Here is a 22,979-nt window from a genome sequence, read left to right as displayed (position 1 = left end):
GCCTCCGGTCACGCGCGCGGCGAGAAGCGATCGAGGATGTCGATCACTTCTGCGTCGTCGATCTGGCGAAAATTCTCGTAAAAAAAGCCGATCGCGCCGAAGTCGCGATAATGCTCGAGGCAGACGATTTCGTCCGCCTCATGACGCAGCGGCTCGAGCGCATCCGTCGGCGCCACCGGAACCGCGAGAACGAGCCGCGCCGGGCGCAGCGCTCTGACGGCGCGCAGCGCGGCGCGCGTCGTCGCGCCGGTGGCGATTCCGTCGTCCACGACGACGGCGAGCTTGCCGGCGGGATCGAGCCGCGCCCTGCCGCCGAGATAGAGCGTGCGCCGCCGCTCGATCTCGGCCCGCTCACGCGCGCAGACGGCCTGGAAAACCGATTCCGTCACCTCCGCCGCCTCGATCACATCCTCGTTGCGGACGATGATCGGAGCGCCGCCGTCGGCGACCGCGCCCATGGCCAGCTCCGGCTGATAGGGAACGCCGATCTTGCGCACCAGCACGAGAGCGAGCGGCGCGCTCAATCGCTCGGCGATATGCGCCGCGACGGGAACGCCGCCGCGCGGCAGCGCATAGACGACCGCCGCCTCGCCGACATGCGCGACGAGCGCCTCGGCGAGACGGCGACCGGCGTCGTCACGGTCACGAAACGGCATGGCGATCACAAAACGGCAGATCACGACGAGGCATGGCGATCCTGCTCCGGCGCAGAGGCGCGACGCTTTCGATATAGGCGGACGCCGCGCGAATGCGAGGGCGCGCTCACGACGGCGCCCGCTCGCCGAGCGGCCGCACCGCGCTCGCCTGCGGACCTTTCTCACCATCTTCAGGCACATAGCGCACGCGATCGCCGCTCTCGAGCGCCGCGAATCCCGCGCCTTCGACGCTATTGCGGTGAAAATAGAGTTCGAGTCCATCCTCGCCTTCTAGGAATCCATAGCCATCCTCGCGCATCATCCGTCGCACGACGCCGATCGCCGGCTCCGCATGCTGCTTCACATGTCCCTCGAGGCGGCGGACCTGATCCTGCAACCGCCGACGCGCGCGCTTGAACGCGTCATTGAGCGCGAAGTCGAAGTCCTGATAGCGCTCGTCTTCCGGCGGCGTGCGCTCGACGACCGCCTCGCGCCCGTCCGGCAGAGCCAGACGAATGTTGATCTCATATTGCCCGCCGCTCTGATGCCGCGCGCTCGGCGCCCTGACGACGACGCGGCAAGCGGTGACGCGGCCGAAACGCGTCTCGAGCTCGTCTATATGGCGCGCGATGCGCGCCTGCGCCTGCGGCGAAGCCTCCATGCCCTGGAAGTCGATTTCCGGCGTCGTCTCCATGGTCGAGCCTCCGTTCTGGTGACGCGAATTTCGCCCTCGATCGCCCGACGGCGCGATAGATAGATAGGGCGTGACGAGACGGCGCGCGGCGCGCGACATCGCCGTCGCGATTTCGAAATTTTTAGCCTCGATCGCAGGGCGGGCGCGATATCTTCGCGCCGCGCGGCTGGACATCGTGGCTGGAGCGACACATTTGCTCGAGGAGCCGGGAGCTCTGGAGCGCGTCGCAGAACGCGCCGCCGAATGGTCCGCCGGGACATCGGCGCGACGCGACCGAAGCCGAACGCGACCCCCGCGTCTGCAAAGAGGCGCACATGACGACCCTGGCCGAGACGCAACCTTTTCTGAAGCGTCTGTTCGAGCGTCTCGATCTCGCGCCGCAGCCGATCGGCGCCGAGACCAAGCATGCGCTCGACCATTGGCGAACGACGCGCCGCGGCGTCGCGCCGACTTTCGCCGACGTCGTCGCCGATCTGCGTCATTCCGGCTTCGCCTTTCGCGCCGTGCCGGAGGCGCGCGATTATGAGATCGTGATCGGAGCCAAGGCGGTCGCTCCTCTGCTCGGCGATGTGGCGGAAGGCGCGCGCTTGAGCGAAGCGCCCGATCGCCGCGGCGCCGTCCGCCTGCGACGCCTCTTCGACGAAGCCTTGCGCATCGGCGAGCCGGCGCTCGTCCAGTTCACCCTGGTCGAGAACGGCCGCGACCGCGCCGGCGTCGAGCTTCTCGCCGCGCCGCTTGCGCTCGCCGACGGCGCTCTCGGCGCCGTGCTCGGCGCGATGAGCATTCAACGTTTCGAAACGCCGGCGCCGGCGCGCGCGGCGCCGCCCCTCGGCGACGAGACGATCATCATGTTCGCGCTCGGCTCGAGCCGCGCGCTCGGCGAGCGCGTCGCGCGCGAATTGGGCCTCGCGCTCGCGCCGCACGAAGAGCGTCGCTTCGAGGACGACGAGCGCAAGGTCCGGCCGCTGATCGGCGTGCGCGACAAGGATGTCTATGTGATCTCCAGCCTCGACGGCGAGGCGGGCGACAGCGGCGCCGACAAGCTCATACGCCTTCTCTTCTTCATCGGCGCCTTGCGCGACGCCGGCGCCGCGCGCGTCACCGCGGTCGCGCCCTATCTTAGCTATGCGCGCAAGGATCGCCGCACCAAGCCGCTGGACCCGGTCGCGACGCGCTATGTCGCGCAATTGCTCGAGGGCGTGGGCGCGCATCGCATCGTCACGATCGACGCCCATAATGTCGCGGCGTTCGAGAACGCCTTTCGCATAGAGAGCGTCGCGCTCGACGCGCAGGCTCTGCTCGCGCGCTATCTCGCGCATCGGCTCGGCGCGGAGCCGGTCGCCGTCGTCTCGCCCGATCTCGGCGGCGAGAAGCGCGCCGAGCTGTTCCGCCAGCGCTTGGAGACCCTTCTCGCGCGGCCGGTGGCGAAAGGCTTCATGGACAAGCATCGCAGCATGGGCGAGATCAGCGGCGAGATTTTCGCCGGCGATGTGGCGGGCCGCGCCGTCGTCATTCTCGACGATCTCATCAGCAGCGGCGGCACGATGGCGCGCGCCGCGCATGCCTGCCGCACGCATGGCGCGACGCGCATCGTCCTCGCCGCGACGCATGGCCTCTTCGCGCGCGACGCCGAAACGGCGCTGCGCATGGCGCCGATCGACGAGATCGTCGTCACCGACACGGTCGCCCCGCGCGAGGCCCTCGCGCAGCGCTGGCGCGGACGTCTCGTCACGCTCGGCGTCGCGGCGCTGCTCGCCGAGGCGATCGCGCGTCTGCATGGCGGCGGCTCGATCGACGAATTGCTCGAGACTGGTCCGAAAGGCGCGCCATGACCGCATCCGCTCTTTTCGTCGATCTCTATGAGATCGCGATGCTGCGCGCCTATTTCGAGCTCGGCGTCGCCGAGCGCCGCGCGAGCTTCGGCCTCTTCGTGCGGCGCCTGCCGGCGTCGCGCAATTTCCTGCTCGCCTGCGGCCTCGCCGATGTGCTGAAGGAGCTGCAAGCGCTCCACTACGACGAAGACGATTTGCGCTATCTCGCCTCGCTCGGCTTCCCGGCGGATTTCCTTGATTGGCTCGCGCGATTTCGCTTCACCGGCGACATTCGCGCTCTGCCGGAGGGCACGCCCGTCTTCGCCAATGAGCCCATTCTCGAAGTCACCGCGCCGATCGGCGAGGCGCAGATCGTCGAGACGCTGATCCTCAATCAGATCGGCTTGCAGACGATCCTCGCCTCCAAGGCGGCGCGCATCGTGTTCGCCGCGCGCGGCCGCGCGATCGTCGATTTCGGCGCACGGCGGGCGCAGGGCTTCGACGCCGCGGTGAAAGGCGCGCGCGCCTTCTCGATCGCCGGCGTCGCCGCGACCTCCGATCTCGCCGCCGGCCGCGCCCATGACATTCCCGTCGCCGGCACGATGGCGCACAGCTTCGTCGAGGCCTGCCCGTCCGAAGCCGACGCCTTCGAGGCCTATGCGCGCATTTTTCCGCGCACGACGCTGCTCGTCGACACGTATGACGCGCTCGAAGGCGTGCGCAAGGTCGTCGCTCTGGCGCAGCAGATGGGCGCGGATTTCGACGTCCATGCGATAAGGCTCGACTCCGGCGATCCAGACGCGCTGTCGCGACAGGCGCGGCGCCTGCTGGACGAAGGCGGCCTCGCGCGCGTCGAAATCCTCGTGAGCGGCGGCCTCGACGAAGCGCGCATCGATCATCTCGCATCGTCCGGCGCGCCGATCGACGCCTTTGGCGTCGGCGCGGAAATGGCGGCCTCGACCGATGCGCCTTCGCTCGACATCGCCTATAAGCTCATCGAATTCGCCGGCGAAGGCCGCATGAAGCTCTCCCCCGGCAAGCGCAATCTGCCCGGCCGCAAGCAGATCTTCCGGCTATTTCACGACGGCGTCGCCGTGCGCGACGTGATCGCGCGCGAGGAGGAGCGTTATTCCGGCGTTCCGCTGCTCGAGCCGGTGATGCGCGACGGCGAAATCATCGATCGGGGCCAGAGCCTGCTCGACATACGCGACCATGCGCGCGCGGCGATGGCGGCGCTGCCGGCCGATATGCGAAGCCTCGCGCCTTGCGCCTCGCCCTATCCGGTGACGATCAGCGTGGGACTCGCGGATTATGAGCGCAGAGTGGAGGCGTCGCTCGCGCGCGAGACCCGCTCGCCGGCGAGACCGCCGCGTCTCACTCGATGCTCGTGAGGCGCGCCTCCGCGCGCTCCATATAGCGACGCGCGAGCGGCTCCCATTTGTCTTTGCGGCGCGGCGCTGGATCGAGCAGATGAGCGAGCGCGAGACGCATGCGCAGAACTGCGCGGCAGGCGCCATAGAGCGAAAAGAGCGCCGGCGGCGGCGGCGCGCCGAGACGCCGCGCGGTGGCGGCGACGATCGCCGCGCCCGCGTGCGGCGCGCCGAGCAATTCGTATTCGAGAGCGAGAAAGGCGAGCTCGTCGAAAGGATCGACCTGACGCAATTCATCGTTGAATTCGAGACAGTCGAAAATCGCCAGAGGCTCGCAAAAGCAGATATGCTCGGGCCTGAGATCGCCATGTCCGTCGATGATGCGCCCATCGCGCACGCGCGCCTCGAGCGCCGGCGTCTGCGCGACGAGGCGCCGCTCGAGGCGATCGAGCACGGCCTGCGCGCGGCGATGGTCGAGCGCGAAATCGCGCATCGCGATGACACGGCGATTTTCCGCCTGCTCGCGAAAGAAGCGCGCGATATAATCCTGCGCGGAAATGGGGGAGCGCGCGGCGCTCGCGTAGAATGCGCCGAGCCGCGCGGCGAGCGCCTCGATCCGCCGGGCGTCGAGATGTCCTTCGGCGAGCAGCCGATCGAGCGTGAGCTCGGTCGGAAGACGCTTCATCTCGACGAGCCAGTCGACGATCTCGCCCTTGCCTCCGATCGACAATTCTCCATCCGCGAGCGTCAGCGGAACCACATCGAGATAGACGTCCGGCGCGAGCCGGCGGTTGAGGCGCAGCTCGGCGCGGCAATCGGCCTCCCTGGCGCGCGGCGTCGAGAAATCGAGGAAAGCGAAACGTACGGGCTTCTTCATTTTATAGACGCGGTCTCCCGCGATGAACACATGTGACATATGTGTCTCCACGACGTCCACGCGCGCTGGCGCATGCGGATAGGCCGACGGCTCGACGAGACGCTTCAGCGCGTCGGCGTGCGACGGGCGATCGGACGGCGCCGGGTTGCGCTCTGGAGGCATGTGCGGCTTCGTTGGAGCAGGTCGCGATGACGAGACATAAGATAGGGCTGCGCTCGACCGACGCTCTGCTGATCGTCGATCTGCAGCTCGACTTTTTCGCAGGCGGAAAGCTCGCGGTTCCGCGCGCCGAGGAGATTCTTCCGATCGTCAATGAGCTCATCGACGAAGCGCGCCGGTCGGGAACGCAGATCGTCGCCTCGCGCGATTGGCATCCGCCGGACCATATGAGCTTCGCCGCGCAGGGCGGCGATTGGCCGCAGCATTGCGTGCGCGGCACCAGGGGCGCCGAGTTTCATCCAGCGCTCCGGCTTCCGCCCGGCGCGCTGTTCGTCTCCAAGGCCAAGCGCCCCGAGCGTGAACAATATTCCGATTTCGACGACACCAGCCTCGCCGAGGAGCTACGCCGTCGCGCCATCGATCGCGTCATCATCGTCGGCCTGGCCGAGGACTTCTGCGTGAAGTCGAGCGCGATCGACGCCGCGCGTCTCGGCTTCGAGACGCATGTTCTGCGCGCCGCCACACGTCCGGTCACGCCCGAGGGCGGAGAAAAAGCGCGCGCGGAAATGCGCGCCGCGGGGGTGACGGTGATCGAGCCCCCCTGCTCCCCATATGATGTCGATCACAGATCGAGGACGTGAGCCATGCCGGAGATCAATACCGATAAAGTTTGTTTCGTCATCGTCAAAGCGCGAGAGCTCGAGGCAGAGGACGAAGGAATGCAGCCGGACGCCTCCAATGCCTCGGATGACAAATTCGTGAGCGTGCTCACCGAGGAAGGCTGGTCGCCCAATCGCCGCGAGCTCGTCGCATTCATCGATGCGATGGATGAGGACGAGCAGGCGGAGCTGGTGGCGCTCGTCTGGGTCGGGCGCGGGGATTTCACCGCCGATGATTGGGATTCAGCCGTCATTCAGGCGAAGGAGCGGCGCAAAGGACCGACATCGAAATATCTCATCGGCATTCCCTTGCTCGCGAGCTATCTCGAGGCCGGGCTCGACGAGTTCGACGAGAGCTGCGAAGGCTTCGAGGACGATCGCCAATAGTCACGCGCGGAATGTCGCGACGAGCGGCGCGTGCAGGGAGCCGAGGATCGGGTCCGGCGCCGTCGCCTCGTCGGCGAGGCCGTCGTTGAGGATCGCGACCTCCGCGCATCGCGCCGCGAGCGCGGGCGACGCCAATAGCTGATCGATGAGCGTCTTTCGGCCGGCGTGAACCACGGTGAAGCGCGCGCGCTCGTCGACGCGCGTCGCGAGAGGCGCGAGGCCGCGCGGCCCGCTCGGATCATCGGCGCCCCATAATATGCGCGCCGGCGCATCATAGGCATCACTGTTGAAATCGCCGCAGACGGCGATGAGCGGCGCGCGCTCTTCGTCGAAGAGCCGGTCGACGAAGAGCCGCGCCTCGAGCGCCTGCCCCTCGCGCTTTTGCGCGGCGAGCCATTGCCCTTCCGCGATGGCGCGACTCGATTTGCGATCCGCCTGCCCGAGCAGAGGCACGGCGCGCGGCGCGCGCAAATGAAGATTCAGCACATGCAGGGACGCGCCTTCGGCGAGAGCGATGCGCGCGTAAAGAATGGGACGGTCGAAAGCGACGTCGATCGGCTGCGCGGACGCGCCTTTTTCGGCGGGCGGCGTCCATCGCCAGGGCACGACAATGTCGTGATAGAGCTGGCGCTGCTCGACGATCGGCCAGCGCGAGAGGATCGCGAGATTGTGAATATCGGCCGGCGCGTCGCCGCCCGGACGCAGCGTGGCGGCGCGGAAGAAGCGCTCATAGCCGCCGCCTTCGACGAGGCGATCGAGCGCGACGAAGCGGCGCGGCGCATGCGCCGTCTCGCGCTGCGCGTCGACTTCCTGAAGGCAGAGAATATCGGCGTCGATCGCGGCGAGTTGCGGACGCAGCACGGCGAGGCGCCGCCCGAATTCGTCCTGCGCCGATGGCGACCAGTCCAAATTCTCTATGTTGAAAGTCGCGAGGCGAAATCGGCCCGCCATTCGTCGAAAGCCCCTCGCGTCGAAAGCGCCTCGCGCGCCCTCTCCCACGCGGAGCGGAAGAGGGAGCGCATGAAAGCCGCGTCACGCGGCCTTGATGTCGATGCTCTTCTCGGCCTTTTGCGCCTGCGCCGATTTCGGCAGACGCACGGTCAGCACGCCTTTGGCGAAGCTCGCGTCGATCTTGTCGGCCTCGACATTCTCCGGCACGCGGAAGGCGCGGCGGAAGGAGCCATAGCGGCGCTCGGAGAGGAAATAGCCCTTGTCCTTCTCCTCGCGCTGCTCCTTCTTCTCGCCGCAGATGATGAGCGAGCCATTGGAGAGCTTCACCTCGACATTCTTCTCGTCTATGCCGGGAAGCTCGGCGGTAATCTGATATTCCTTGTCCTTCTCGACGAGATCGACCGCGGGCGTCGCCGCCCAGCCGCCGACGAAGCGGCCGAAGGGCTCGAGATCGGGCGTCGCGCCCTTTTGGAAGGGCGCGTCCTCGAACAAGCGGTCGATCTGCCGCCGCAGCGTCTCCAGAGGATGCCAATCGAACAAGCCGTAGTTCGGCGACGACTCCTTCGTGTCTTTCACGGGAACTTGCGCGTCCTTCACGGGAACTCGGGTCTGCGCTTCCGCCATTTTCGCCTCCTGATATCCGTGCTCGCATGACGCCTGTGACGTAGGAGCGCCCATGGAAAAAGCAATCGGGCGCGCGTCGCCACGATCGCCGCATGAAGCGCGCGACGCAGTGGAACCCGCTGGAAAGGCGACCGAAAGCGAAGGCGCTTCACAGCGCGAGCACGCATAGGCAAATTGTCGCGGCCGTTTATATGATCATGGGCGGAGCGCTGCGACATGTCAGAAGAACCGTCAGAAGAACCGACGATGAGCGAAGACGACGTCATGCGCGCGCTCGAGGCGCGGCTCGGGCGGCTGCATGCGCGCCAGAGGCTCGGCATAGAGCGCGACCATGAAGCGCAGATCTTCGGCCAGGGCCTCAATTTCTTCCATCCGGAAAATCTCGCCGCCTCGCCGCTGCTGATCCGCGCGGCGCTCATCGCCATGGGGCTCTACCGCCGCGGTCTCGCCAATGCCGAGAAGGTGCGGCTGCGCGAGAACCGCATCGTCAGCGCCAGGCTGCCGCGCGCCTTCGACGGCTTCACCATTCTTCACCTGAGCGATCTGCATGTCGACATGTGTCCGCAGGCGATGGCGCGCATGCGCGCGCTCATCGCCGAGCTGTCCTACGACCTTTGCGTGCTGACCGGCGATTATCGCGGCGCGACGCATGGGCCGCATGAGGCGGCGCTCGCCGGCATGGCAGCGTTGCGCGACGTGCTGCGCGCGCCGATTCTCGCCGTGCTCGGCAATCACGACACGATCGCGATGACGCCGCGCCTCGAGCAGATGGGAATGCGCGTGCTGCTCAATGAATGCGAGACGATCCTGCACGCGGGCGCGCGCATCCATGTCGCCGGCGTCGACGACGCGCATTACTTCCGAGTCGACAATATAGAGAAAGCCGGCGAGCGGATTCCGCACGGCGAATTCTCCATTCTCCTCTCGCATACGCCGGAGATTTTTCGTCAGGCGGCGCATGCCGGCTTCGACGCTCTGCTCGCCGGCCACACGCATGGCGGGCAGATCTGCCTGCCCGGCGGCTTCGCGCTCACGCTCGACTCGGCGCTGCCGCGCGCCTTCGGCGCCGGCGCCTGGCGCTATCACGACATGCAGGGCTACACATCGGTCGGCGCGGGCTCCTCGGTGCTGCCGGTGCGCTTCAACTGCCCGCCCGAGATCACTCTGCATCGGCTGCTGGCGGCGGGGTGACGGACGAAATCGCCCGCGCATCTGGTCGAGCTTCGTCAGCCCCGCTAGACTATGACAGCGGCATGAAGGAAAGGGCGGATGATGCGAGGCGGAGAGCGACGGGCGGGCGCGGGCGTTGGCGGCTTCCGGACGGCGATCGGCGCGCTCCTGCTGCTCGCGGCCAGCGGCGCCGCGGCCGTGGCGGCGCTCTATCCGCGCGAGGGACGGCGCTTCATGGCGGAGGAGGATTTTCGCCGCTATCCGGGGGCCGGCGTGCTGATGTGCCGCACGGAGGAAGGGGTTCCCGAGCGCGCCGCCGCGGCCTGGCTCATCGGCGGCCGCGGCCTCGTCGTCCTCAACGCGCATAATTTCGTCGACCGCAAGCTGCGGCCGACGCATCCCATCGACGATTGCACCTTCGGCATCGGCGAGAAGGAATACGCCTTCGAGACGGAGAGCCTGCGCTTCGGCTTCCCCCCAAACGCCAAGGCGCTGAACATCACCGATGATTGGGCGCTGGTGCGGCTGCGCGATCTGGTCGACGCCGATGTCGCGCCGCAGCCGATCCCCGACGGGCCGGCGCTGCCGACCGGCCTCGTGAGCCTGCACGTCGTGATGGTGTCGCCGGCCGGCCACTCCAATTTCCGCCGCGCGACGAGCATAGAGGAATGCCAAATCCGCCAGATCGACGCGCCCTCGGAAGACGGCATCCGCCGCGCGCGGCACGACTGCAACGACGGCTATGGCGGCTCGGGCTCGGGGATTTTCAGCGACGACGGCCGGCTCGTCGCCATGCACAGCGCCTCGCTCGACATGAACTCGCGCCGCGATTTCGACATGGAGCGCCATTTCGGCATGGCGCTGCTGTTCGAGGGCGAATTGCTGGACGCCATCCGGCAGACCTTGCAGGCGGATGCGCGCTAAGGCCCGCGCTCGCCGGCTGGCCGCTCCCAAGCGACGATTGAAACCGGAAAATGAAAGCGGACGCCATCATCGGCATATCGGGCGGCCACGCCGATGCGATCCTTCCCGCTCGCTATATCCTCGTCGAACATAGCGAGCAGCGCGGGCAGCGTCTCGGCGTCCGCGAGATCGACGAGCCGCGCGTCCAGACGATAGGAATCGATCACGCGCTCGTCCAGCCCCGCTTCCGCGCCGAGCCGCCGCAACTGATCGATCGTCGGCGCGCTGCTGTGCGAAGGATCGCGCAGACGCTCCATCCGGTCATAGCCTGTCTGACAGTCCGGCGCGGGAGTGGCGTCGATGACCACCACGCGTCCGCCGGGCCTGCACACGCGCGTCATCTCGCGCAGCGCCGCGATCGGCTCGGGAAGATGATGGAAGCTGTAGCGCGTCATGACGCGATCGAAGGCCGCATCGGGAAAGGGCAAGGCGGTCGCGTCGCCGATGCGCCAGTCGATATTGGCTATTCCCAGCGCCTGCTGGCGGCCTCGCGCCTGCTGGATCATCGCCGGCGTCAGGTCGAGTCCTGTGACGAAAGCCGCGCTTCGGGCCGCCGCGCACGCGACGATCCCGGGGCCGCAGGCGACGTCGAGCACGCGGTGGTCTGCGCCGATCATCGCGGCGTCCAGCGTTTTCCTCAGGCCGTCCGCGTCGGAATGAACAGGCAGCTCTCCGAACCTTTGGGCCCATCGGGTGAATTGGTTGACGATCCGTTCGTCGTGGCGCTTGTCGTCGGTCATGGTCCCTCCTCGGTCGGAGGAGGAGATAGACGGGCCGGCGGCGGCCGGCTAACGTGGGCCGGCCAATCATGAACGATCACCGGCCAATGTATCGTCTGTCCGCTGAGGAGACTGCCGCCGCGCTGAAGACGTTCGGTCTCGACCGACCGAGCGGCTCGGGCTTCGCCTTTCGAGACGACGCGTCGAGCACACGCTATGATTGGCATGCGCATGACTATCACCAGCTGATCTATGCGACCGACAGCGCAATCCAGATCGAGAGCCGGAACGCCTGTCATCTTCTTCCGCCGGGCGGCGCCGCCTGGATTCCGGCGCACGCCTCGCACCGCACGCTTCTGGCGGGTCGCGGCGGAGCATCGCTCTTCCTCGCGCCGAATGGCGCGTCGTGCGCAGGCGGCGAGGTGAGGAGTCTTTCGACGTCGCCGGTGATGCGCGAGATGATCTTGCATGCGCTCCGCTGGCCGTGGGGCGAGGCTGAGCGCGATCCTGTCGCACGCAGCTTTTTTCAAACATTCGCGCTGATGTGCGATGAATGGTTGAGGAGGGACCAGCCGTTCGGCTTTCCCAAAGCGCGACATGCCGGCATATGCCGAGCGATGGATTACGCCTTCGCGAATTTGGCGACCGCCAGCCAGTCCGGCGCGTCGACGGCGGCGGCCATGTCGGAGCGCAGCTTCCGGCGCCGCTTCACCGAGGAAACCGGCGTGAGCTGGCAGGCGTGGATCGCGCAGACGCGAATTCTCTCGGCGATGGCGATGCTGGCCGAGGGGAGGCGCGTGACCGAGATCGCCGCAGATGTGGGCTATGCGTCGCTGAGCGCCTTTGCGCAAGCCTTTACTCGATCCACTGGCGAACGACCGGGGGACTATCGCCGCCGCCTTCTGGGCCGCACTTCGGACGACGGGCGCGACGCCTGACGGCGCGCGCCGAGCGGGATTTCGAAAAATCGGGATTCGGCTTTTCGTCCCCCTTTTTCAAAAAAGTCGAAGCAGGCGAACGCCTGCTCGGGCTCAGTCGGTCGTCTTCGGGAGTCCCGCGCGCGGCGGAATGGCGCGCAGCCAGAGGACGAGCGCGTCGAGGTCTTGCGCCGCCATCTTCGAGAAATGCGCCTTCGACAGATTGGCCATGGTCGGCTTCAGCGGCCGGCCGTCGCGGCCGACGCCCTTGGTGATGGCGGCCTTGATCTCATCGTCGCTCCAGGCGCCGATCCCGGCCCTCTCATGCTGCGTGATATTGGCGCCGACCGCCGCGCCCGCCGGCGTGCGAAACAGCTTGCCGCCGGCGCCGAGCTTTTCTTTATGGTCGAGAGCGCCATTGGTCTCGCCGCTGTGGCATTCCATGCAGCGCGCCAGCGTCGCGACATAAAAGCCGCGCCGCAGCGGATCGGCGAGATCCTTCTCCTCGAAAGGCGTCTCGGCGCCGGGGAAGGTCTCCGCCGCCTGCTCGCCGTCGCGGCGCTGGATGGGCCGCGCGGCCTCGACCGGCGCCGCCGCGCGCAGAAAAGCGACGATCGCCTCGAGATCGCGCGCCGTGAGAATGCGGTAATATTCGGACGGCATGGCCGGCGCGAGCCGCCCGTCGGGCCCGACGCCGGCGACGATCGCCGCCGTCAGCCGGTCGTCGCTCCAGGCCCCTACTCCGGTCGCGGCGTCCGGGGAGATATTCGGCCCGCGCACGCTGTAATTTGCGCCATTGAAGGTCTGCGAGCCGCCGGAAAAGCGCTTGTCGCGCAAATAGCCGTCGGGGCCGCGCGGCGTATGGCAATTGTCGCAGGCGGTCAGCGCCTCGACGAGATAGCGGCCGCGATCGAGATCCGCGGCGGCGGCCGGCGCGGCGAGGACGAGGCAGAGCGTCGCGAGAGCGAGCCGCGGCGCGCGGCGGAACGAAGCAGAGATGCGGGGCACAGCCTATCCGACAGGTCGAGAATGCTGCGCCACCATAGGCGGCGGCCTCGCCCGCTTCATTTCAAAAAAGTCTCGAATATTCGGCCGATTTATCCCGGCCGTCAGAACGGGCGCTCGCGCACGCGAAGATCGAACATCAGCCGCGAGAGCGCTTGCGACCCGAAGAAGAACAGCCCCGTGACGATGATGATCTCCGCGACGCCGAGCGCCGCGGGAGAGGCGATGGCGAGCAGCGGCGCCAGCGCTTCGGGAATCTGATCGAGGCCGGGCGCGCGGCTGCTGGCGGCGAGGCCCAGCCGGCGCTTGACGAAGCTCGAGAAGAGGTCGCCCGCCATCGCGAAGGCCCCGAGCCGCGCGCCGAGCGAAGCCGGCAATCCGACCAGCGGCGCGCAGAGCGTGGCGGCGAGAATGGCGAGCGCCACCCCGCGCCAGGTTTTCGACGCGCCCAGCAGTGGCCGTCCGTCGAAAAAGCGCGCACCGCCGTCGACCGGGCAGGCGAAGGCCGCGCCGAGCATCCGCTTGCCGAGAATGGGCGCGCCATTGGCGACGATCAGCAGCAGCAGCAGTCTGAGGATCTGGGCTCCATCCATGGCGTCGCATCCCTCCCCGTCACGCCAGGGCTCATGGCTCCTTCGCCATATAGCGGAGGCTCTCGCGCCGGCCGCTCTTTCGCGCCGGTCTGTTTCGCGCGTCGTGACCTTGTCGGCGGGAATGGGTCTCTCTAAATATCGTGTGGCGCCCGCACGGCGCGGCAAATCCCTTGAGGCGAATCATGGGCGAGGGCGCAACGGCGGCCGAGGGCCCCGATTTCTCGCTCGGCGTCGCTGTCGCCGATATGGCCGACGGCGCCGCCCTGCCCGGCCGCGTCGGCGCCGAGCCGGCGCTGCTCATCCGCCGTGGCGACGAATTCTTCGCGATCGGCGCCCTCTGCACCCATTATCAGGGCCCGCTCGCCGAAGGCCTCGTCGTCGGCGACACGATCCGCTGTCCCTGGCACCACGCCTGCTTCAGCCTGCGCGACGGAAGCGCCTTGCGGGCGCCGGCGCTCGATCCCATCCCCTGCTGGCGCACGGAAAGGCGCGGCGACCTCCTGTTCGCGACAGACAAGATCGACCCCGCCCGGCGCGAGCGCGCGAGCGTTCCGCCGACGCTCGGACGCGTCGTCGTCATCGGCGGCGGCGCGGCCGGTCTCGCCGCCGCGCATGAGCTGAGGGAGGCGGGCTATTCCGGCTCGCTGATCCTCGTCAGCGCCGACGCCGCCGCGCCCTATGACCGGCCCAATCTGTCGAAGGATTATCTCGCCGGCGCGGCGCCGGAGGACTGGCTGCCGCTGCGGCCGCGCGACTATTACGAGAATCGGCGCATCGAGCTGATGCTCGCAACGCGTGTGCGCGCCATCGATCCAGGCGCGCGTCTCGTCTGCCTCGAGCATGGCGAGCCGCTGCGCTATGACGCGCTTCTGCTGGCGACGGGCGCCGAGCCGGTGCGTCTCCAAATTCCCGGCGCCGAGCGGACGCATGTCCATTATCTGCGCAGCCTCGCCGACAGCCGCGCGATCATCGCCGCGGCGGCGCAAGCGTCGCGCGTCGCGGTGATCGGCGCGAGCTTCATCGGCCTCGAGGCGGCGGCCGCACTGCGCGAGCGCGGGCTCGAGGTCCATGTCGTCGCGCCCGATGCGACGCCCATGCAGAAGACTCTGGGCGAGGACATCGGCCGACTGGTGCGCGCGGTTCACGAGGCGCATGGCGCCGTCTTCCATTTGGGCGAGACCGTCGCATCGATCGGCGCCGATCATGTCGCGCTGGCGAGCGGGACGACGATCGACGCCGATCTCGTCGTCGTCGGCGTCGGCGTTCGCCCGCTCTCGACGCTCGCCGAGGAGGCCGGGCTCGCGATGGATCGCGGCGTGCTCGTCGACGAATATCTGGAAACCAGCGCGCCCGGGGTCTTCGCCGCCGGCGACATAGCGCGCTGGCCGGATCGCCGCAGCGGCGAGAGGATCAGGATCGAGCATTTCGTCACCGCCGAGCGTCAAGGCCAGACCGCGGCGCGCAACATTCTCGGCGCCAAGCAGCGTTTCGAGGCGGCGCCCTTCTTCTGGAGCCGGCATTACGACATGACGATTTCTTATGTGGGACACGCCCGCGCCTGGGATCGCGTCGAGATCGCCGGCAGCGTCGAGAACAAAGATTGCGTCGTGACCTATTTCTGCCGCGATCACAGAATGGCGGTAGCGACGATCGGCCGGGATCTCGCCAATCTACACGCCGAAGTGGAGCTCGAAGAGTCGACCGGCGGTTGAGCGAGCATAGTCTGCGCGCAGACGCTGCATTCGACTTCCAAACGTGACATCAGCGACTTCGAAACGAGGCATGAGCGGAACCCACTCTTCTGCCGAACGGCGGCGGGTTCCTTTCACGTCGCACGGGGACCCGGGCCGCCCAAGTCAAACGCGAGCGGCGGCGGCCGCTCGATTTCTGGCCGTAGTTCTACGTAGCAATCGCAGCAAATATTTATGCCCAGATTTAGTGGAACTTCGTTACGATTTAGTTGCGGGCGGTATAGCATTGATGTATACCCGACAATGTCTTTGCGGTCGATACGGCGCAGACTTGCTCGCCCCCGAGTATGCCGAGCTCCGCCCCGTCTGCCGCGCCGCCCCGTCAGGAATTCCGGCGCCGAAACGCGAAAGTGAAGAGTGAAGAGATGACATCGACGAACAACATCGAACTCGCGGCAGACATCGTTTCCGCCTATGTGAGCAACAATTCGGTTCCGGCCGGCGATCTTCCGGGTCTCATCAACGATGTCTATGGCGCGCTGATGCGTGTGGGCTCCGGCGTGGTCGCCGAGCCTGTCGAAGCGCCCAAGCCCGCTATTTCGGTGCGCAAGTCGGTGACCAACGATTTCATCATCTGCCTCGAGGACGGCAAGAAGTTCAAATCGCTCAAGCGCCATTTGCGCACGCAATATGGTCTCTCGCCGGAAGAGTATCGCGAGAAATGGGGTCTCGCGCCCGACTATCCGATGGTCGCCCCCAATTACGCCAAGGCGCGCTCCACGCTCGCCAAGCAAATGGGCCTCGGCCAGCAGCGTCGTCGCCGCAGCGCCCGCTGACCTCGACGATCCGCGAAGCGCGCGCCGCGAGCGCGGCGCGCTCCTAGGCCGCCGGCCGCGCCGCAGCCGCTTCGCCCGTCGAAATTTTTTTTAGATCATTCCGCACGCTTTCGCGTCGAGCGAAGGCGTGCGAGGAAACGACGCCGGACCACACATCCGGCCTCGCAACGCGGTCGCCCCGGCGACCGCGGCCGCTCGATTGTTGTCACTGATGCGAATGGGGGAAGCTCATGCGGCGTATCGCAGTTGCTCTGTGCATTTTTATCATGAGTTGCTCGGCCGGGTCTGCGTACGAAAATGGGAGCTTGGCCGGACTGTTCGATTTGAGTCCGCGTGGACAGCCGGCCGACGTTCGGCCGCAGGCGACCGCCGTCGCCCGCGAGATCGTGTCCTACCCTGGCGGTTATTCGCCGGGCACCATCATCGTCTCGACCAATGAACGTCGGCTCTATTACGTGCTCGCCAATAATCAGGCGATCCGCTATGGCGTCGGCGTCGGCCGGCCGGGCTTCGAATGGACCGGAACGCGCTATGTCTCCAGCAAGCGCGAATGGCCGGCCTGGACCCCGCCGGCGCAAATGCTGCGCCGCCGTCCCGACCTGCCGCGCCATATGCAGGGCGGACTCACCAATCCGCTCGGCGCGCGCGCCATGTATCTCGGCGGCTCGCTCTACCGCATCCACGGCTCCAACGAGCCGGAGACCATCGGCCAGGCCGTGTCGTCCGGCTGCATCCGCATGACCAATGAGGACGTCGTCGATCTCTATGAGCGCGTGCGCGTCGGCGCGCGGGTCATCGTGACGCGCTGATCCCCGATCGCTCGAAAAAACATGCGCCGAGCCCGGAACGAGGCTCGGCGCATTTTTTTTCAGCGCTCGCCCGGACGATCCCGATCGAGGCCCTTTGCCCCGAGCTCGCCCAGATAGGCGGCGAAATCCGCCTCGCCGCCCACGCCGAGCGTGTGGAGATAGCCCCAAGTGTAGATGCCGGTGTTGTGGAGATCGTCGAAATCGAGCCGCACCGCATAATGGCCGACCGGCGCGACGCCGATTATGGCCACATTGCGCTTGCCGCCCACGGTCTTGCGCTCCTCCTCCGAATGGCCCTGAACCTCGGCCGAGGGGCTGCGCACCCGCAAATGCTCGGCCGAAAGATCAAAGCTCGCCCCATTCTCGAAGCTCACCCGCAGCTTGCGCCCCTCTTCCATGAGGCGTATCTCGCTCGGCCAAATGTCGGCGTCGGCCATTTCCCTCTCCCGCTCCGCTCGTCGCCCGTCCGCCCGGCCCGTTGGGGCTTCACGCGCGGCCATTCCGTCAATATATAGGCTGAACCCTCTCGGGACCCTATACGCCGGACGGGGCGCCGCAAACGGTCGACTGTATGAATCCGCATCCGAAAATCGCCTATGATCCGACGGCCCCCGCGCCGCTTCTCGACCCGTTCGGACGGGCCATTTCCTACCTGCGCGTCTCGGTGACGGATCGTTGCGATTTTCGATGCGTCTACTGCATGTCCGAGCATATGCAATTTTTGCCCCGCCGCGATCTGCTGACGCTCGAGGAGCTCGACCGGCTGTGCACGGCCTTCGTCGAGCGCGGCACGCGCAAGCTGCGCATCACCGGCGGTGAGCCCTTGATGCGCCGCGATATTCTCTCGCTGTTCGAGCGATTGTCGCGCCACCTCCTCGCCGGCCGGCTCGACGAGCTGACGCTGACCACCAACGGCTCGCAGCTCGAGCGCTTCGCTCAGGCGCTCGCCGATTGCGGCGTCAAGCGCGTCAATGTCTCGCTCGATACGCTCGATGCGGAGCGTTTCCGACAATTGACGCGCACCGGCGAGCATGAGCGCGTGCTGGCGGGCGTCGACGCCGCGCTGCGCGCCGGCCTCGACGTGAAGCTCAACGCCGTGGCGCTGAAGGGCGTGAACGAGGACGAGTTCGTCGCGCTGACGCGCTTTGCCCATGAGCGCGGCATGGATATGACCTTCATCGAGGTGATGCCGCTCGGCGAGATCGACGGCGGCGAGCGGATCGACCAATACATCCCGCTCACCCATGTGCGCGACCGGCTCGCCGAACGCTTCACCCTGGAGGAGATCGACTATCGCAGCGGCGGCCCGGCCCGCTACATGCGCGTCGCCGAGACCGGCGGGCGCGTCGGCTTCATCACGCCGCTCTCGCATAATTTCTGCGAATCCTGCAATCGCGTGCGCGTGACCTGCACCGGCACGCTGTTCATGTGCCTCGGCCAGGAGGACGCCGCCGATCTGCGCGCGCCGCTGCGCGCCGACGCCAGCGACGCCTCGCTCCATGCGGCCATAAACGAGGCGATCGCCCGCAAGCCCAAGGGGCATGATTTCATCATCGACCGCGCCACGCGGTCGCCGGCCGTCGCGCGGCATATGAGCACGACCGGAGGATGATCCGGCGCCTCGCGACAATCCGGCGCCTCGCCGCGGCCGCGGCGGCGATCGCCCTCCTCCTCGCTCCGGCGGCGGCCGAGCCCTTGCGCCTGCGCATCGCCAGCGAGGGCGCGCGGCCGCCGTTCAACTATCTCGACGCCAATAATCAGCTCGCCGGTTTCGAGATCGATCTGACGCGCGAGATCTGTCGGCGCATCGCCGCCGATTGCGTCTTCGTCACCCAGGATTGGGAGAGCCTCGTCTCGGGCCTCGAGAACCGGCAATATAATCTCGTCGTCTCCGCCATGGAGATCGACGAGGAGCGGCTGCGCAAAATCGACTTCTCCAAGCCCTATGCGCATCGGCCGTCCGCGCTGATCGCCCAGCGGCAATCGGCGCTCGCCAGCGCCGAGCCGAAAGCGCTGCAAGGCGCGCGCATCGGCGTCGTCGCCGACGGACCGCAGCAGGCCTATGCGGAAGACAAATTCAAGGAGAGCGAGGTCCAGCGCTACGCCACACTCGAGGCCGCCATGCTCGACCTCGCCGAGGGCCGCGTGGACGTGGTCGCGGAGGAAAAGCTCGCCGCCGTCGATTTTCTGCGCGAGCGCAAGGAAGGCCGCTGCTGTCGCATCGTCGCCGATCTGCCGCCGGACGCCGCCTATTTCGGCGGCGGTTTCGGCATAGGCCTGCGCAAGGGCGACGCCGCGCTGAAGCGCGCGATCGACGCGGCGCTCGACGCCATCGTCGCCGATGGGAGCTATCGCGCGATCCGCGCCAAATATTTCGATTTCGACATACGCTAGAGCGAGCCAGCCGCGCTAGAGCCGGGCGGCCGGCCTCGGCCTTGCTTCGCCCGCTCGCGATCACCGCAGAGGACCGAGCTATGACCGATCTCAAAGTCGCCTTCATCGGATTGGGCGTGATGGGCTATCCGATGGCCGGCCATCTCGTCGCGCGCGGCGGACATGAGGTGGTCGTCTATAATCGCACCGCCGAGAAGGCCGCGCGCTTCGCCGCGCAATTTTCCGCGAAGACGGCGCCGACGCCGCGCCTCGCCGCCGAGGGCGCTGATTTCGTCTTCGCCTGCGTCGGCAATGACGACGACCTGCGCCAGGTCACGATCGGCGCGGACGGCGCCTTCCATTCGCTGAAAGCCGGCGCGGTCTTTGTCGATCACACCACCGCCTCGGCCGAGGTCGCGCGCGAGCTCCACGCCCATGCGAAAAAAGGCGGCTTCGGCTTTCTCGACGCGCCGGTCTCCGGCGGCCAGTCGGGCGCGGAAAATGGCGCGCTGACGGTGATGTGCGGCGGCGATGCGGCGGATTTCGCGCGCATCGAGCCGGTCGTCTCCGCCTATGCGCGCGCCTGCCGGCTGATGGGGCAGTCCGGCGCCGGCCAGCTCACCAAAATGGTCAATCAGATCTGCATCGCCGGCCTCGTCCAGGGCCTCGCCGAGGCGCTGGATTTCGCGACCCGCGCCGGGCTCGACGGCGCGGCGGTCGTCGATCTCATCAAGAATGGCGCGGCGCAATCCTGGCAGATGGAGAACCGCCACAAGACCATGCTCGCCGGCGAGTATGATTTCGGCTTCGCGGTCGAATGGATGCGCAAGGACCTCGGCATCTGCTTCGCCGAGGCGCGCCGCAATGGCGCGAGCCTGCCGGTCGCCGCGCTCGTCGATCAGTTCTACGCCGAGGTGGAGGGCATGGGAGGCCGACGCTGGGACACGTCGAGCCTCATCGCGCGGCTGCGCGACTAGCGCGCCGCTTCATTTGAAATTGAGGGTTCGCGCGAGCGAGCCTGAAGGCTCGCTCTTCTGCTCCCTTCGATTCCGATGACGCGCGCCATGAGCGTTTTCGAGCGACGCGTTTCGGGAGCCGGCGCTCAGCGCAGCAGCAGATAGCCGCGGCGCTCGAGGCAGGCGTTCACGACGAGAACATAGTCCTGCATCGCCTGATCCGCCGACATGGCGCCTTGTCCGGCGGCCGCGGAGCCGACGGCCTCCGCCGCGCTGCCGCCCGCCCACAGGCCCTGCGCCGCTCCCCAGCCCGGCACGGGCACGTAGCGCGCGATATTGCCCGCCGTCGCCAGAGCGGCGCCGCCCGCCGCCTGGGCCGCGCCGGCGCGCGCCGCGCGCTCCTGCGGCAGAGCGCGATTGCGGCAGAAGGCGAGATCCTTGGCGAATTTCACTTCCTTGAAGCCGCGCGCGTCGCGGTCGACGAGCGGCTCGTAGAGCGGCTCTTCCTGCGCGCGGGGCTGCGAAGGCGAGGCGAGAAGCGCCGTGAAGCCGCAGGCGACCGCCGCGCCGATCAATAGAATTTTTCCACCATGAAAATACGACATCACAAATCTCCCCACTCGACTCCGTCCCCGCCGGGCGGCGAAAACGAGAATGGAAAGCTGCAGCTGAACTGTCAACCACGCCCGTAACGGCCGCCGCGACGAAAAATGAAGCCACCTTTCAAATCATTCCGCGAGTGTTATGGTCGCGCCCGGCCTGGGGAGGCCCAGGTCGCGCTTTTCGCCTGCGGGCGAAGGGCGAAAATGGAGAAGAAAAAATGAAAGCCAAGATCGTTTCGGGCTCGACCATCGCCGCCGCGGCAATTGCTCTGGCCCTCGCCGGCGGCGTTTCGACGCAGGCCTCCGCCAAGCATTCCAAACACGTCTGCAATATGGAAAAAGGTCATTGCGGCGGCAAGACGAAGTGCATGACCAAAAAAGGCGTCTGCAAGCACAACAAGGGACATAAGGCGTCCTGCAGCGCCAAGGGCTCCTGCTCCGGCCGCTGAGGAATCGAAGCCGTCGATCGCGCCGTTCTCGACGCGATCGATTCTCGTGGCGGGGGCGACGCGAAAAGGCAGTTGGAGCGCGAGAGATGAGCAGACCCGCCCCATTGGGACACGGCCTCGGCCTGAGGCCGATCTATTACGAGGAAATCCTCTCGACGCGCCCGAACGTCGACTGGTTCGAGATCATTTCGGAGAATTACATGATCGGCGGCGGCCGCCCGACCGCCATGCTGGAGCGCGTGCGCGCCGATTATCCGATCGTGATGCATGGCGTCGCAATGTCGCTCGCCTCGACCGATCCTCTCGATTTCGACTATCTGCGCGAATTGAAGGCCCTGGCCGAGCGCATAGAGCCCGCCTGGGTCTCCGACCATCTCGCCTGGACCGGCGTGCATGGCGTCACGCTGCACGATCTGCTGCCCATTCCCTATACGCAGGAAGCGCTCGCCCATGTCGCCGAGCGCGTGATGCGCGTGCAGGATTTCCTCGGACGCCGCCTCGTCGTGGAGAACGCCTCCACCTACGTCGCCTTTCGCGAATCCGAGATGAGCGAATGGGCCTTCGTCGACGAGCTCGCGCGCCGCGCCGACTGCATGCTGCTGCTCGACGTCAACAATGTCTTCGTGTCGGGCTTCAATCACGGCTTCGACCCGAACGAATTCATCGACGCGATCAATCCCGATCGCGTGGCGCAATTCCATATGGCCGGCCATACCGACAATGGCACGCATCGCGTCGACACGCACGACCAGCCGGTCTGCGACGAGGTGTGGACGCTCTACGAGCGCGCGCGGCGGCGCTTCGGCGCCGTCTCGACGATGATCGAGCGCGACGACAATTTCCCGCCCTTCGACGAATTGCTGACCGAGCTCGGCCATATGCGCGAGATCGCCGCGCGCATCGACGCCGACGTCGCGCGGAGCGCCGCATGAGGCTCGCCGATCTTCAGGCGATGTTCCAGGCCGGCGTGCTGGCCGGCGCGGAGGATGGCGCGCGCATTCTCGAATCGGTGAAGAATTCGGCCCAGGCCGACCGCACCACACTCTTCGGCGTCTATGTGAACGCCTATCGCGCGCGGCTCGCGGAATTTCTGGCCGCCGACTTTCCCGCTTTGCGCGCGCTCATCGGCGAGGAGGCCTTCGACGCGCTCGCCGACGCCTATATAGGCGCGCAGCCCTCGCGCCAGCGCAACGCCCGCTGGTACACGACGCGGCTTCCCGATTTTCTGCGCGAGAGCGCCGAGTGGCGCGACAATGCGCGGGCGATCGACCTCGCTTCATTCGAGCGCGCGCTCACCGACGCTTTCGATGCGCCCGACGCCGAGCCGCTGACGATCGACGCGCTCGGCGGCTTCGCGTCGGAGCAATGGCCGAGCCTTTCCTTCGCCTTTCATCCGAGCCTCATTTTGCTGGAGCTCGAGGCGGGCACGATCGCGACGCATGAGGCGGCGATGGAGCAGCAGGAGCTTCCGCCGCCGGACGAGCAGCGCGGCCATGTCGCGGTATGGCGCGCCGATCTCGACTCCGTGCATTGCGAATTGGAGGCGGACGAATTTCTGGCGCTGTCTCTGGCGATGGAAGGCCACGCTTTCGGCGACATCTGCCAGATGGCGGCCTTCCGCGATCTCGAGGACGCCTCGCCCGAGCGCCTCGCGCAAATGCTCACCGGATGGTTCCAGGAAGGGCTGGTGGTGGCGGCGCAGGTGAGCGCGGAGGAGTGAAGGCGCGAA

Annotated in this window: 26 protein-coding genes; 16 read left to right on the top strand and 10 right to left on the bottom strand. The window is 67.1% G+C overall.

What is annotated here, in order from left to right; genetic code table 11:
• Nucleotides 1-8 precede the first annotated feature (8 nt).
• On the bottom strand, nt 9-656 hold the full coding sequence (locus VIF40_RS00880; RefSeq protein ID WP_331935726.1) for a phosphoribosyltransferase: 648 nt from the start codon (nt 654-656) through the stop codon (nt 9-11).
• A gap of 106 nt (nt 657-762) precedes the next feature.
• Nucleotides 763-1,329 (bottom strand): cold shock domain-containing protein, encoded by a 567-nt coding sequence (locus VIF40_RS00875; protein ID WP_331935626.1) that lies wholly within the window; start codon nt 1,327-1,329, stop codon nt 763-765.
• Between the two features lie 314 nt (nt 1,330-1,643).
• On the opposite strand from VIF40_RS00875, the gene VIF40_RS00870 reads away from it, so the two are divergent.
• Together VIF40_RS00870 and VIF40_RS00865 are read left to right on the top strand one after the other, a co-directional pair.
• Nucleotides 1,644-3,161: a ribose-phosphate pyrophosphokinase gene (locus VIF40_RS00870; protein ID WP_331935625.1), complete on the top strand. Its 1,518-nt coding sequence runs from the start codon at nt 1,644-1,646 to the stop codon at nt 3,159-3,161.
• Nucleotides 3,158-4,531: a nicotinate phosphoribosyltransferase gene (locus VIF40_RS00865; protein ID WP_331935624.1), complete on the top strand. Its 1,374-nt coding sequence runs from the start codon at nt 3,158-3,160 to the stop codon at nt 4,529-4,531. The genes VIF40_RS00870 and VIF40_RS00865 overlap by 4 nt, the downstream gene beginning before the upstream one ends.
• Here VIF40_RS00865 and VIF40_RS00860 read toward each other — a convergent pair.
• Nucleotides 4,515-5,549 carry a hypothetical protein gene (locus VIF40_RS00860; protein ID WP_331935623.1) on the bottom strand — a complete coding sequence of 345 codons (1,035 nt, stop codon included), beginning with the start codon at nt 5,547-5,549 and terminating at the stop codon, nt 4,515-4,517. The genes VIF40_RS00865 and VIF40_RS00860 overlap by 17 nt on opposite strands.
• 26 nt (nt 5,550-5,575) lie before the next feature.
• Here VIF40_RS00860 and VIF40_RS00855 point away from each other — a divergent pair, with 26 nt between their 5' ends.
• Complete coding sequence (locus tag VIF40_RS00855) at nt 5,576-6,187, top strand: nicotinamidase (protein ID WP_331935622.1); 612 nt, start codon at nt 5,576-5,578, stop codon at nt 6,185-6,187.
• A gap of 3 nt (nt 6,188-6,190) precedes the next feature.
• Nucleotides 6,191-6,592 carry a DUF3775 domain-containing protein gene (locus VIF40_RS00850; RefSeq protein WP_331935621.1) on the top strand — a complete coding sequence of 134 codons (402 nt, stop codon included), beginning with the start codon at nt 6,191-6,193 and terminating at the stop codon, nt 6,590-6,592.
• Here VIF40_RS00850 and VIF40_RS00845 read toward each other — a convergent pair whose 3' ends face one another.
• On the bottom strand, nt 6,593-7,543 hold the full coding sequence (locus tag VIF40_RS00845) for an endonuclease/exonuclease/phosphatase family protein (RefSeq protein ID WP_331935620.1): 951 nt from the start codon (nt 7,541-7,543) through the stop codon (nt 6,593-6,595).
• A gap of 81 nt (nt 7,544-7,624) precedes the next feature.
• Entirely contained in the window at nt 7,625-8,167 is a 543-nt protein-coding gene (locus VIF40_RS00840; protein ID WP_331935619.1) for an Hsp20/alpha crystallin family protein, read from the bottom strand.
• Nucleotides 8,168-8,413: 246 nt separating this feature from the next.
• On the opposite strand from VIF40_RS00840, the gene VIF40_RS00835 reads away from it, so the two are divergent.
• Both VIF40_RS00835 and VIF40_RS00830 read left to right on the top strand, forming a co-directional pair.
• Nucleotides 8,414-9,358 (top strand): metallophosphoesterase, encoded by a 945-nt coding sequence (locus tag VIF40_RS00835; RefSeq protein WP_331935618.1) that lies wholly within the window; start codon nt 8,414-8,416, stop codon nt 9,356-9,358.
• 78 nt (nt 9,359-9,436) lie between these two features.
• Nucleotides 9,437-10,261: a serine protease gene (locus VIF40_RS00830; protein ID WP_331935617.1), complete on the top strand. Its 825-nt coding sequence runs from the start codon at nt 9,437-9,439 to the stop codon at nt 10,259-10,261.
• Here VIF40_RS00830 and VIF40_RS00825 read toward each other — a convergent pair.
• A complete protein-coding gene (locus VIF40_RS00825; RefSeq protein ID WP_331935616.1) occupies nt 10,258-11,040 on the bottom strand; it encodes a class I SAM-dependent methyltransferase in 783 nt (260 codons plus the stop codon). The genes VIF40_RS00830 and VIF40_RS00825 overlap by 4 nt on opposite strands.
• Nucleotides 11,041-11,126: 86 nt before the next feature.
• On the opposite strand from VIF40_RS00825, the gene VIF40_RS00820 reads away from it, so the two are divergent.
• Nucleotides 11,127-11,957, top strand: coding sequence for a helix-turn-helix transcriptional regulator (locus tag VIF40_RS00820; protein ID WP_331935615.1), 831 nt, complete (start codon nt 11,127-11,129; stop codon nt 11,955-11,957).
• Nucleotides 11,958-12,050: 93 nt separating this feature from the next.
• On the opposite strand, the gene VIF40_RS00815 is transcribed toward VIF40_RS00820, so the two are convergent.
• Complete coding sequence (locus tag VIF40_RS00815; RefSeq protein WP_331935614.1) at nt 12,051-12,944, bottom strand: c-type cytochrome; 894 nt, start codon at nt 12,942-12,944, stop codon at nt 12,051-12,053.
• Nucleotides 12,945-13,045: 101 nt separating this feature from the next.
• Nucleotides 13,046-13,534, bottom strand: a complete 489-nt coding sequence (locus VIF40_RS00810; RefSeq protein ID WP_331935613.1) for a CDP-archaeol synthase — start codon at nt 13,532-13,534, stop codon at nt 13,046-13,048.
• Between the two features lie 182 nt (nt 13,535-13,716).
• Here VIF40_RS00810 and VIF40_RS00805 point away from each other — a divergent pair, with 182 nt between their 5' ends.
• From VIF40_RS00805 to VIF40_RS00795, 3 genes are all read left to right on the top strand, one after another.
• Entirely contained in the window at nt 13,717-15,246 is a 1,530-nt protein-coding gene (locus VIF40_RS00805; RefSeq protein WP_331935612.1) for an FAD-dependent oxidoreductase, read from the top strand.
• A gap of 404 nt (nt 15,247-15,650) precedes the next feature.
• The gene (locus VIF40_RS00800) at nt 15,651-16,061 is read left to right on the top strand and encodes a MucR family transcriptional regulator (RefSeq protein ID WP_331935611.1); all 411 of its coding nucleotides are present in this window, start codon (nt 15,651-15,653) and stop codon (nt 16,059-16,061) included.
• A gap of 230 nt (nt 16,062-16,291) precedes the next feature.
• Complete coding sequence (locus tag VIF40_RS00795; RefSeq protein WP_331935610.1) at nt 16,292-16,870, top strand: L,D-transpeptidase; 579 nt, start codon at nt 16,292-16,294, stop codon at nt 16,868-16,870.
• 59 nt (nt 16,871-16,929) lie between these two features.
• Here VIF40_RS00795 and VIF40_RS00790 read toward each other — a convergent pair whose 3' ends face one another.
• Nucleotides 16,930-17,307: a DUF971 domain-containing protein gene (locus tag VIF40_RS00790; protein ID WP_331935609.1), complete on the bottom strand. Its 378-nt coding sequence runs from the start codon at nt 17,305-17,307 to the stop codon at nt 16,930-16,932.
• A 134-nt stretch (nt 17,308-17,441) separates the two neighbouring features.
• On the opposite strand from VIF40_RS00790, the gene moaA reads away from it, so the two are divergent.
• The 3 genes from moaA (at nt 17,442) to VIF40_RS00775 (ending at nt 20,220) form a co-directional block, all read left to right on the top strand.
• Nucleotides 17,442-18,482 carry a GTP 3',8-cyclase MoaA gene (gene moaA, locus VIF40_RS00785; RefSeq protein ID WP_331935608.1) on the top strand — a complete coding sequence of 347 codons (1,041 nt, stop codon included), beginning with the start codon at nt 17,442-17,444 and terminating at the stop codon, nt 18,480-18,482.
• Nucleotides 18,479-19,264 (top strand): transporter substrate-binding domain-containing protein, encoded by a 786-nt coding sequence (locus VIF40_RS00780; RefSeq protein ID WP_331935607.1) that lies wholly within the window; start codon nt 18,479-18,481, stop codon nt 19,262-19,264. The genes moaA and VIF40_RS00780 overlap by 4 nt, the downstream gene beginning before the upstream one ends.
• 80 nt (nt 19,265-19,344) lie before the next feature.
• Nucleotides 19,345-20,220 (top strand): NAD(P)-dependent oxidoreductase, encoded by an 876-nt coding sequence (locus tag VIF40_RS00775; RefSeq protein WP_331935606.1) that lies wholly within the window; start codon nt 19,345-19,347, stop codon nt 20,218-20,220.
• A 125-nt stretch (nt 20,221-20,345) separates the two neighbouring features.
• Here the strand turns inward: VIF40_RS00775 and VIF40_RS00770 are convergent, their stop codons facing one another.
• On the bottom strand, nt 20,346-20,804 hold the full coding sequence (locus tag VIF40_RS00770; protein WP_331935605.1) for a hypothetical protein: 459 nt from the start codon (nt 20,802-20,804) through the stop codon (nt 20,346-20,348).
• A 215-nt stretch (nt 20,805-21,019) separates the two neighbouring features.
• Between VIF40_RS00770 and VIF40_RS00765 the strand changes: the two genes are divergently transcribed.
• The 3 genes from VIF40_RS00765 (at nt 21,020) to VIF40_RS00755 (ending at nt 22,970) form a co-directional block, all read left to right on the top strand.
• The gene (locus VIF40_RS00765; RefSeq protein ID WP_331935604.1) at nt 21,020-21,250 is read left to right on the top strand and encodes a hypothetical protein; all 231 of its coding nucleotides are present in this window, start codon (nt 21,020-21,022) and stop codon (nt 21,248-21,250) included.
• A gap of 86 nt (nt 21,251-21,336) precedes the next feature.
• Complete coding sequence (locus VIF40_RS00760; RefSeq protein ID WP_331935603.1) at nt 21,337-22,182, top strand: DUF692 domain-containing protein; 846 nt, start codon at nt 21,337-21,339, stop codon at nt 22,180-22,182.
• On the top strand, nt 22,179-22,970 hold the full coding sequence (locus VIF40_RS00755) for a DNA-binding domain-containing protein (RefSeq protein WP_331935602.1): 792 nt from the start codon (nt 22,179-22,181) through the stop codon (nt 22,968-22,970). The genes VIF40_RS00760 and VIF40_RS00755 overlap by 4 nt, the downstream gene beginning before the upstream one ends.
• The last annotated feature ends 9 nt before the right edge of the window (nt 22,971-22,979 follow it).

The organism is Methylosinus sp., assembly GCF_036560965.1.
GTDB lineage: Bacteria > Pseudomonadota > Alphaproteobacteria > Rhizobiales > Beijerinckiaceae > Methylosinus.
This window is presented reverse-complemented; position numbering and strand designations above follow the sequence as displayed.

Bases quoted from the DNA above. Each gene is read 5' to 3' on its own strand.
- VIF40_RS00880 (WP_331935726.1), bottom strand. From the start codon at position 656: ATGCCGTTTCGTGACCGTGACGACGCCGGTCGCCGTCTCGCCGAGGCG.
- VIF40_RS00875 (WP_331935626.1), bottom strand. From the start codon at position 1,329: ATGGAGACGACGCCGGAAATCGACTTCCAGGGCATGGAGGCTTCGCCG.
- VIF40_RS00870 (WP_331935625.1), top strand. From the start codon at position 1,644: ATGACGACCCTGGCCGAGACGCAACCTTTTCTGAAGCGTCTGTTCGAG.
- VIF40_RS00865 (WP_331935624.1), top strand. From the start codon at position 3,158: ATGACCGCATCCGCTCTTTTCGTCGATCTCTATGAGATCGCGATGCTG.
- VIF40_RS00860 (WP_331935623.1), bottom strand. From the start codon at position 5,549: ATGCCTCCAGAGCGCAACCCGGCGCCGTCCGATCGCCCGTCGCACGCC.
- VIF40_RS00855 (WP_331935622.1), top strand. From the start codon at position 5,576: ATGACGAGACATAAGATAGGGCTGCGCTCGACCGACGCTCTGCTGATC.
- VIF40_RS00850 (WP_331935621.1), top strand. From the start codon at position 6,191: ATGCCGGAGATCAATACCGATAAAGTTTGTTTCGTCATCGTCAAAGCG.
- VIF40_RS00845 (WP_331935620.1), bottom strand. From the start codon at position 7,543: ATGGCGGGCCGATTTCGCCTCGCGACTTTCAACATAGAGAATTTGGAC.
- VIF40_RS00840 (WP_331935619.1), bottom strand. From the start codon at position 8,167: ATGGCGGAAGCGCAGACCCGAGTTCCCGTGAAGGACGCGCAAGTTCCC.
- VIF40_RS00835 (WP_331935618.1), top strand. From the start codon at position 8,414: ATGAGCGAAGACGACGTCATGCGCGCGCTCGAGGCGCGGCTCGGGCGG.
- VIF40_RS00830 (WP_331935617.1), top strand. From the start codon at position 9,437: ATGATGCGAGGCGGAGAGCGACGGGCGGGCGCGGGCGTTGGCGGCTTC.
- VIF40_RS00825 (WP_331935616.1), bottom strand. From the start codon at position 11,040: ATGACCGACGACAAGCGCCACGACGAACGGATCGTCAACCAATTCACC.
- VIF40_RS00820 (WP_331935615.1), top strand. From the start codon at position 11,127: ATGTATCGTCTGTCCGCTGAGGAGACTGCCGCCGCGCTGAAGACGTTC.
- VIF40_RS00810 (WP_331935613.1), bottom strand. From the start codon at position 13,534: ATGGATGGAGCCCAGATCCTCAGACTGCTGCTGCTGCTGATCGTCGCC.
- VIF40_RS00805 (WP_331935612.1), top strand. From the start codon at position 13,717: ATGGGCGAGGGCGCAACGGCGGCCGAGGGCCCCGATTTCTCGCTCGGC.
- VIF40_RS00800 (WP_331935611.1), top strand. From the start codon at position 15,651: ATGACATCGACGAACAACATCGAACTCGCGGCAGACATCGTTTCCGCC.
- VIF40_RS00795 (WP_331935610.1), top strand. From the start codon at position 16,292: ATGCGGCGTATCGCAGTTGCTCTGTGCATTTTTATCATGAGTTGCTCG.
- VIF40_RS00790 (WP_331935609.1), bottom strand. From the start codon at position 17,307: ATGGCCGACGCCGACATTTGGCCGAGCGAGATACGCCTCATGGAAGAG.
- moaA (WP_331935608.1), top strand. From the start codon at position 17,442: ATGAATCCGCATCCGAAAATCGCCTATGATCCGACGGCCCCCGCGCCG.
- VIF40_RS00780 (WP_331935607.1), top strand. From the start codon at position 18,479: ATGATCCGGCGCCTCGCGACAATCCGGCGCCTCGCCGCGGCCGCGGCG.
- VIF40_RS00775 (WP_331935606.1), top strand. From the start codon at position 19,345: ATGACCGATCTCAAAGTCGCCTTCATCGGATTGGGCGTGATGGGCTAT.
- VIF40_RS00770 (WP_331935605.1), bottom strand. From the start codon at position 20,804: ATGTCGTATTTTCATGGTGGAAAAATTCTATTGATCGGCGCGGCGGTC.
- VIF40_RS00765 (WP_331935604.1), top strand. From the start codon at position 21,020: ATGAAAGCCAAGATCGTTTCGGGCTCGACCATCGCCGCCGCGGCAATT.
- VIF40_RS00760 (WP_331935603.1), top strand. From the start codon at position 21,337: ATGAGCAGACCCGCCCCATTGGGACACGGCCTCGGCCTGAGGCCGATC.
- VIF40_RS00755 (WP_331935602.1), top strand. From the start codon at position 22,179: ATGAGGCTCGCCGATCTTCAGGCGATGTTCCAGGCCGGCGTGCTGGCC.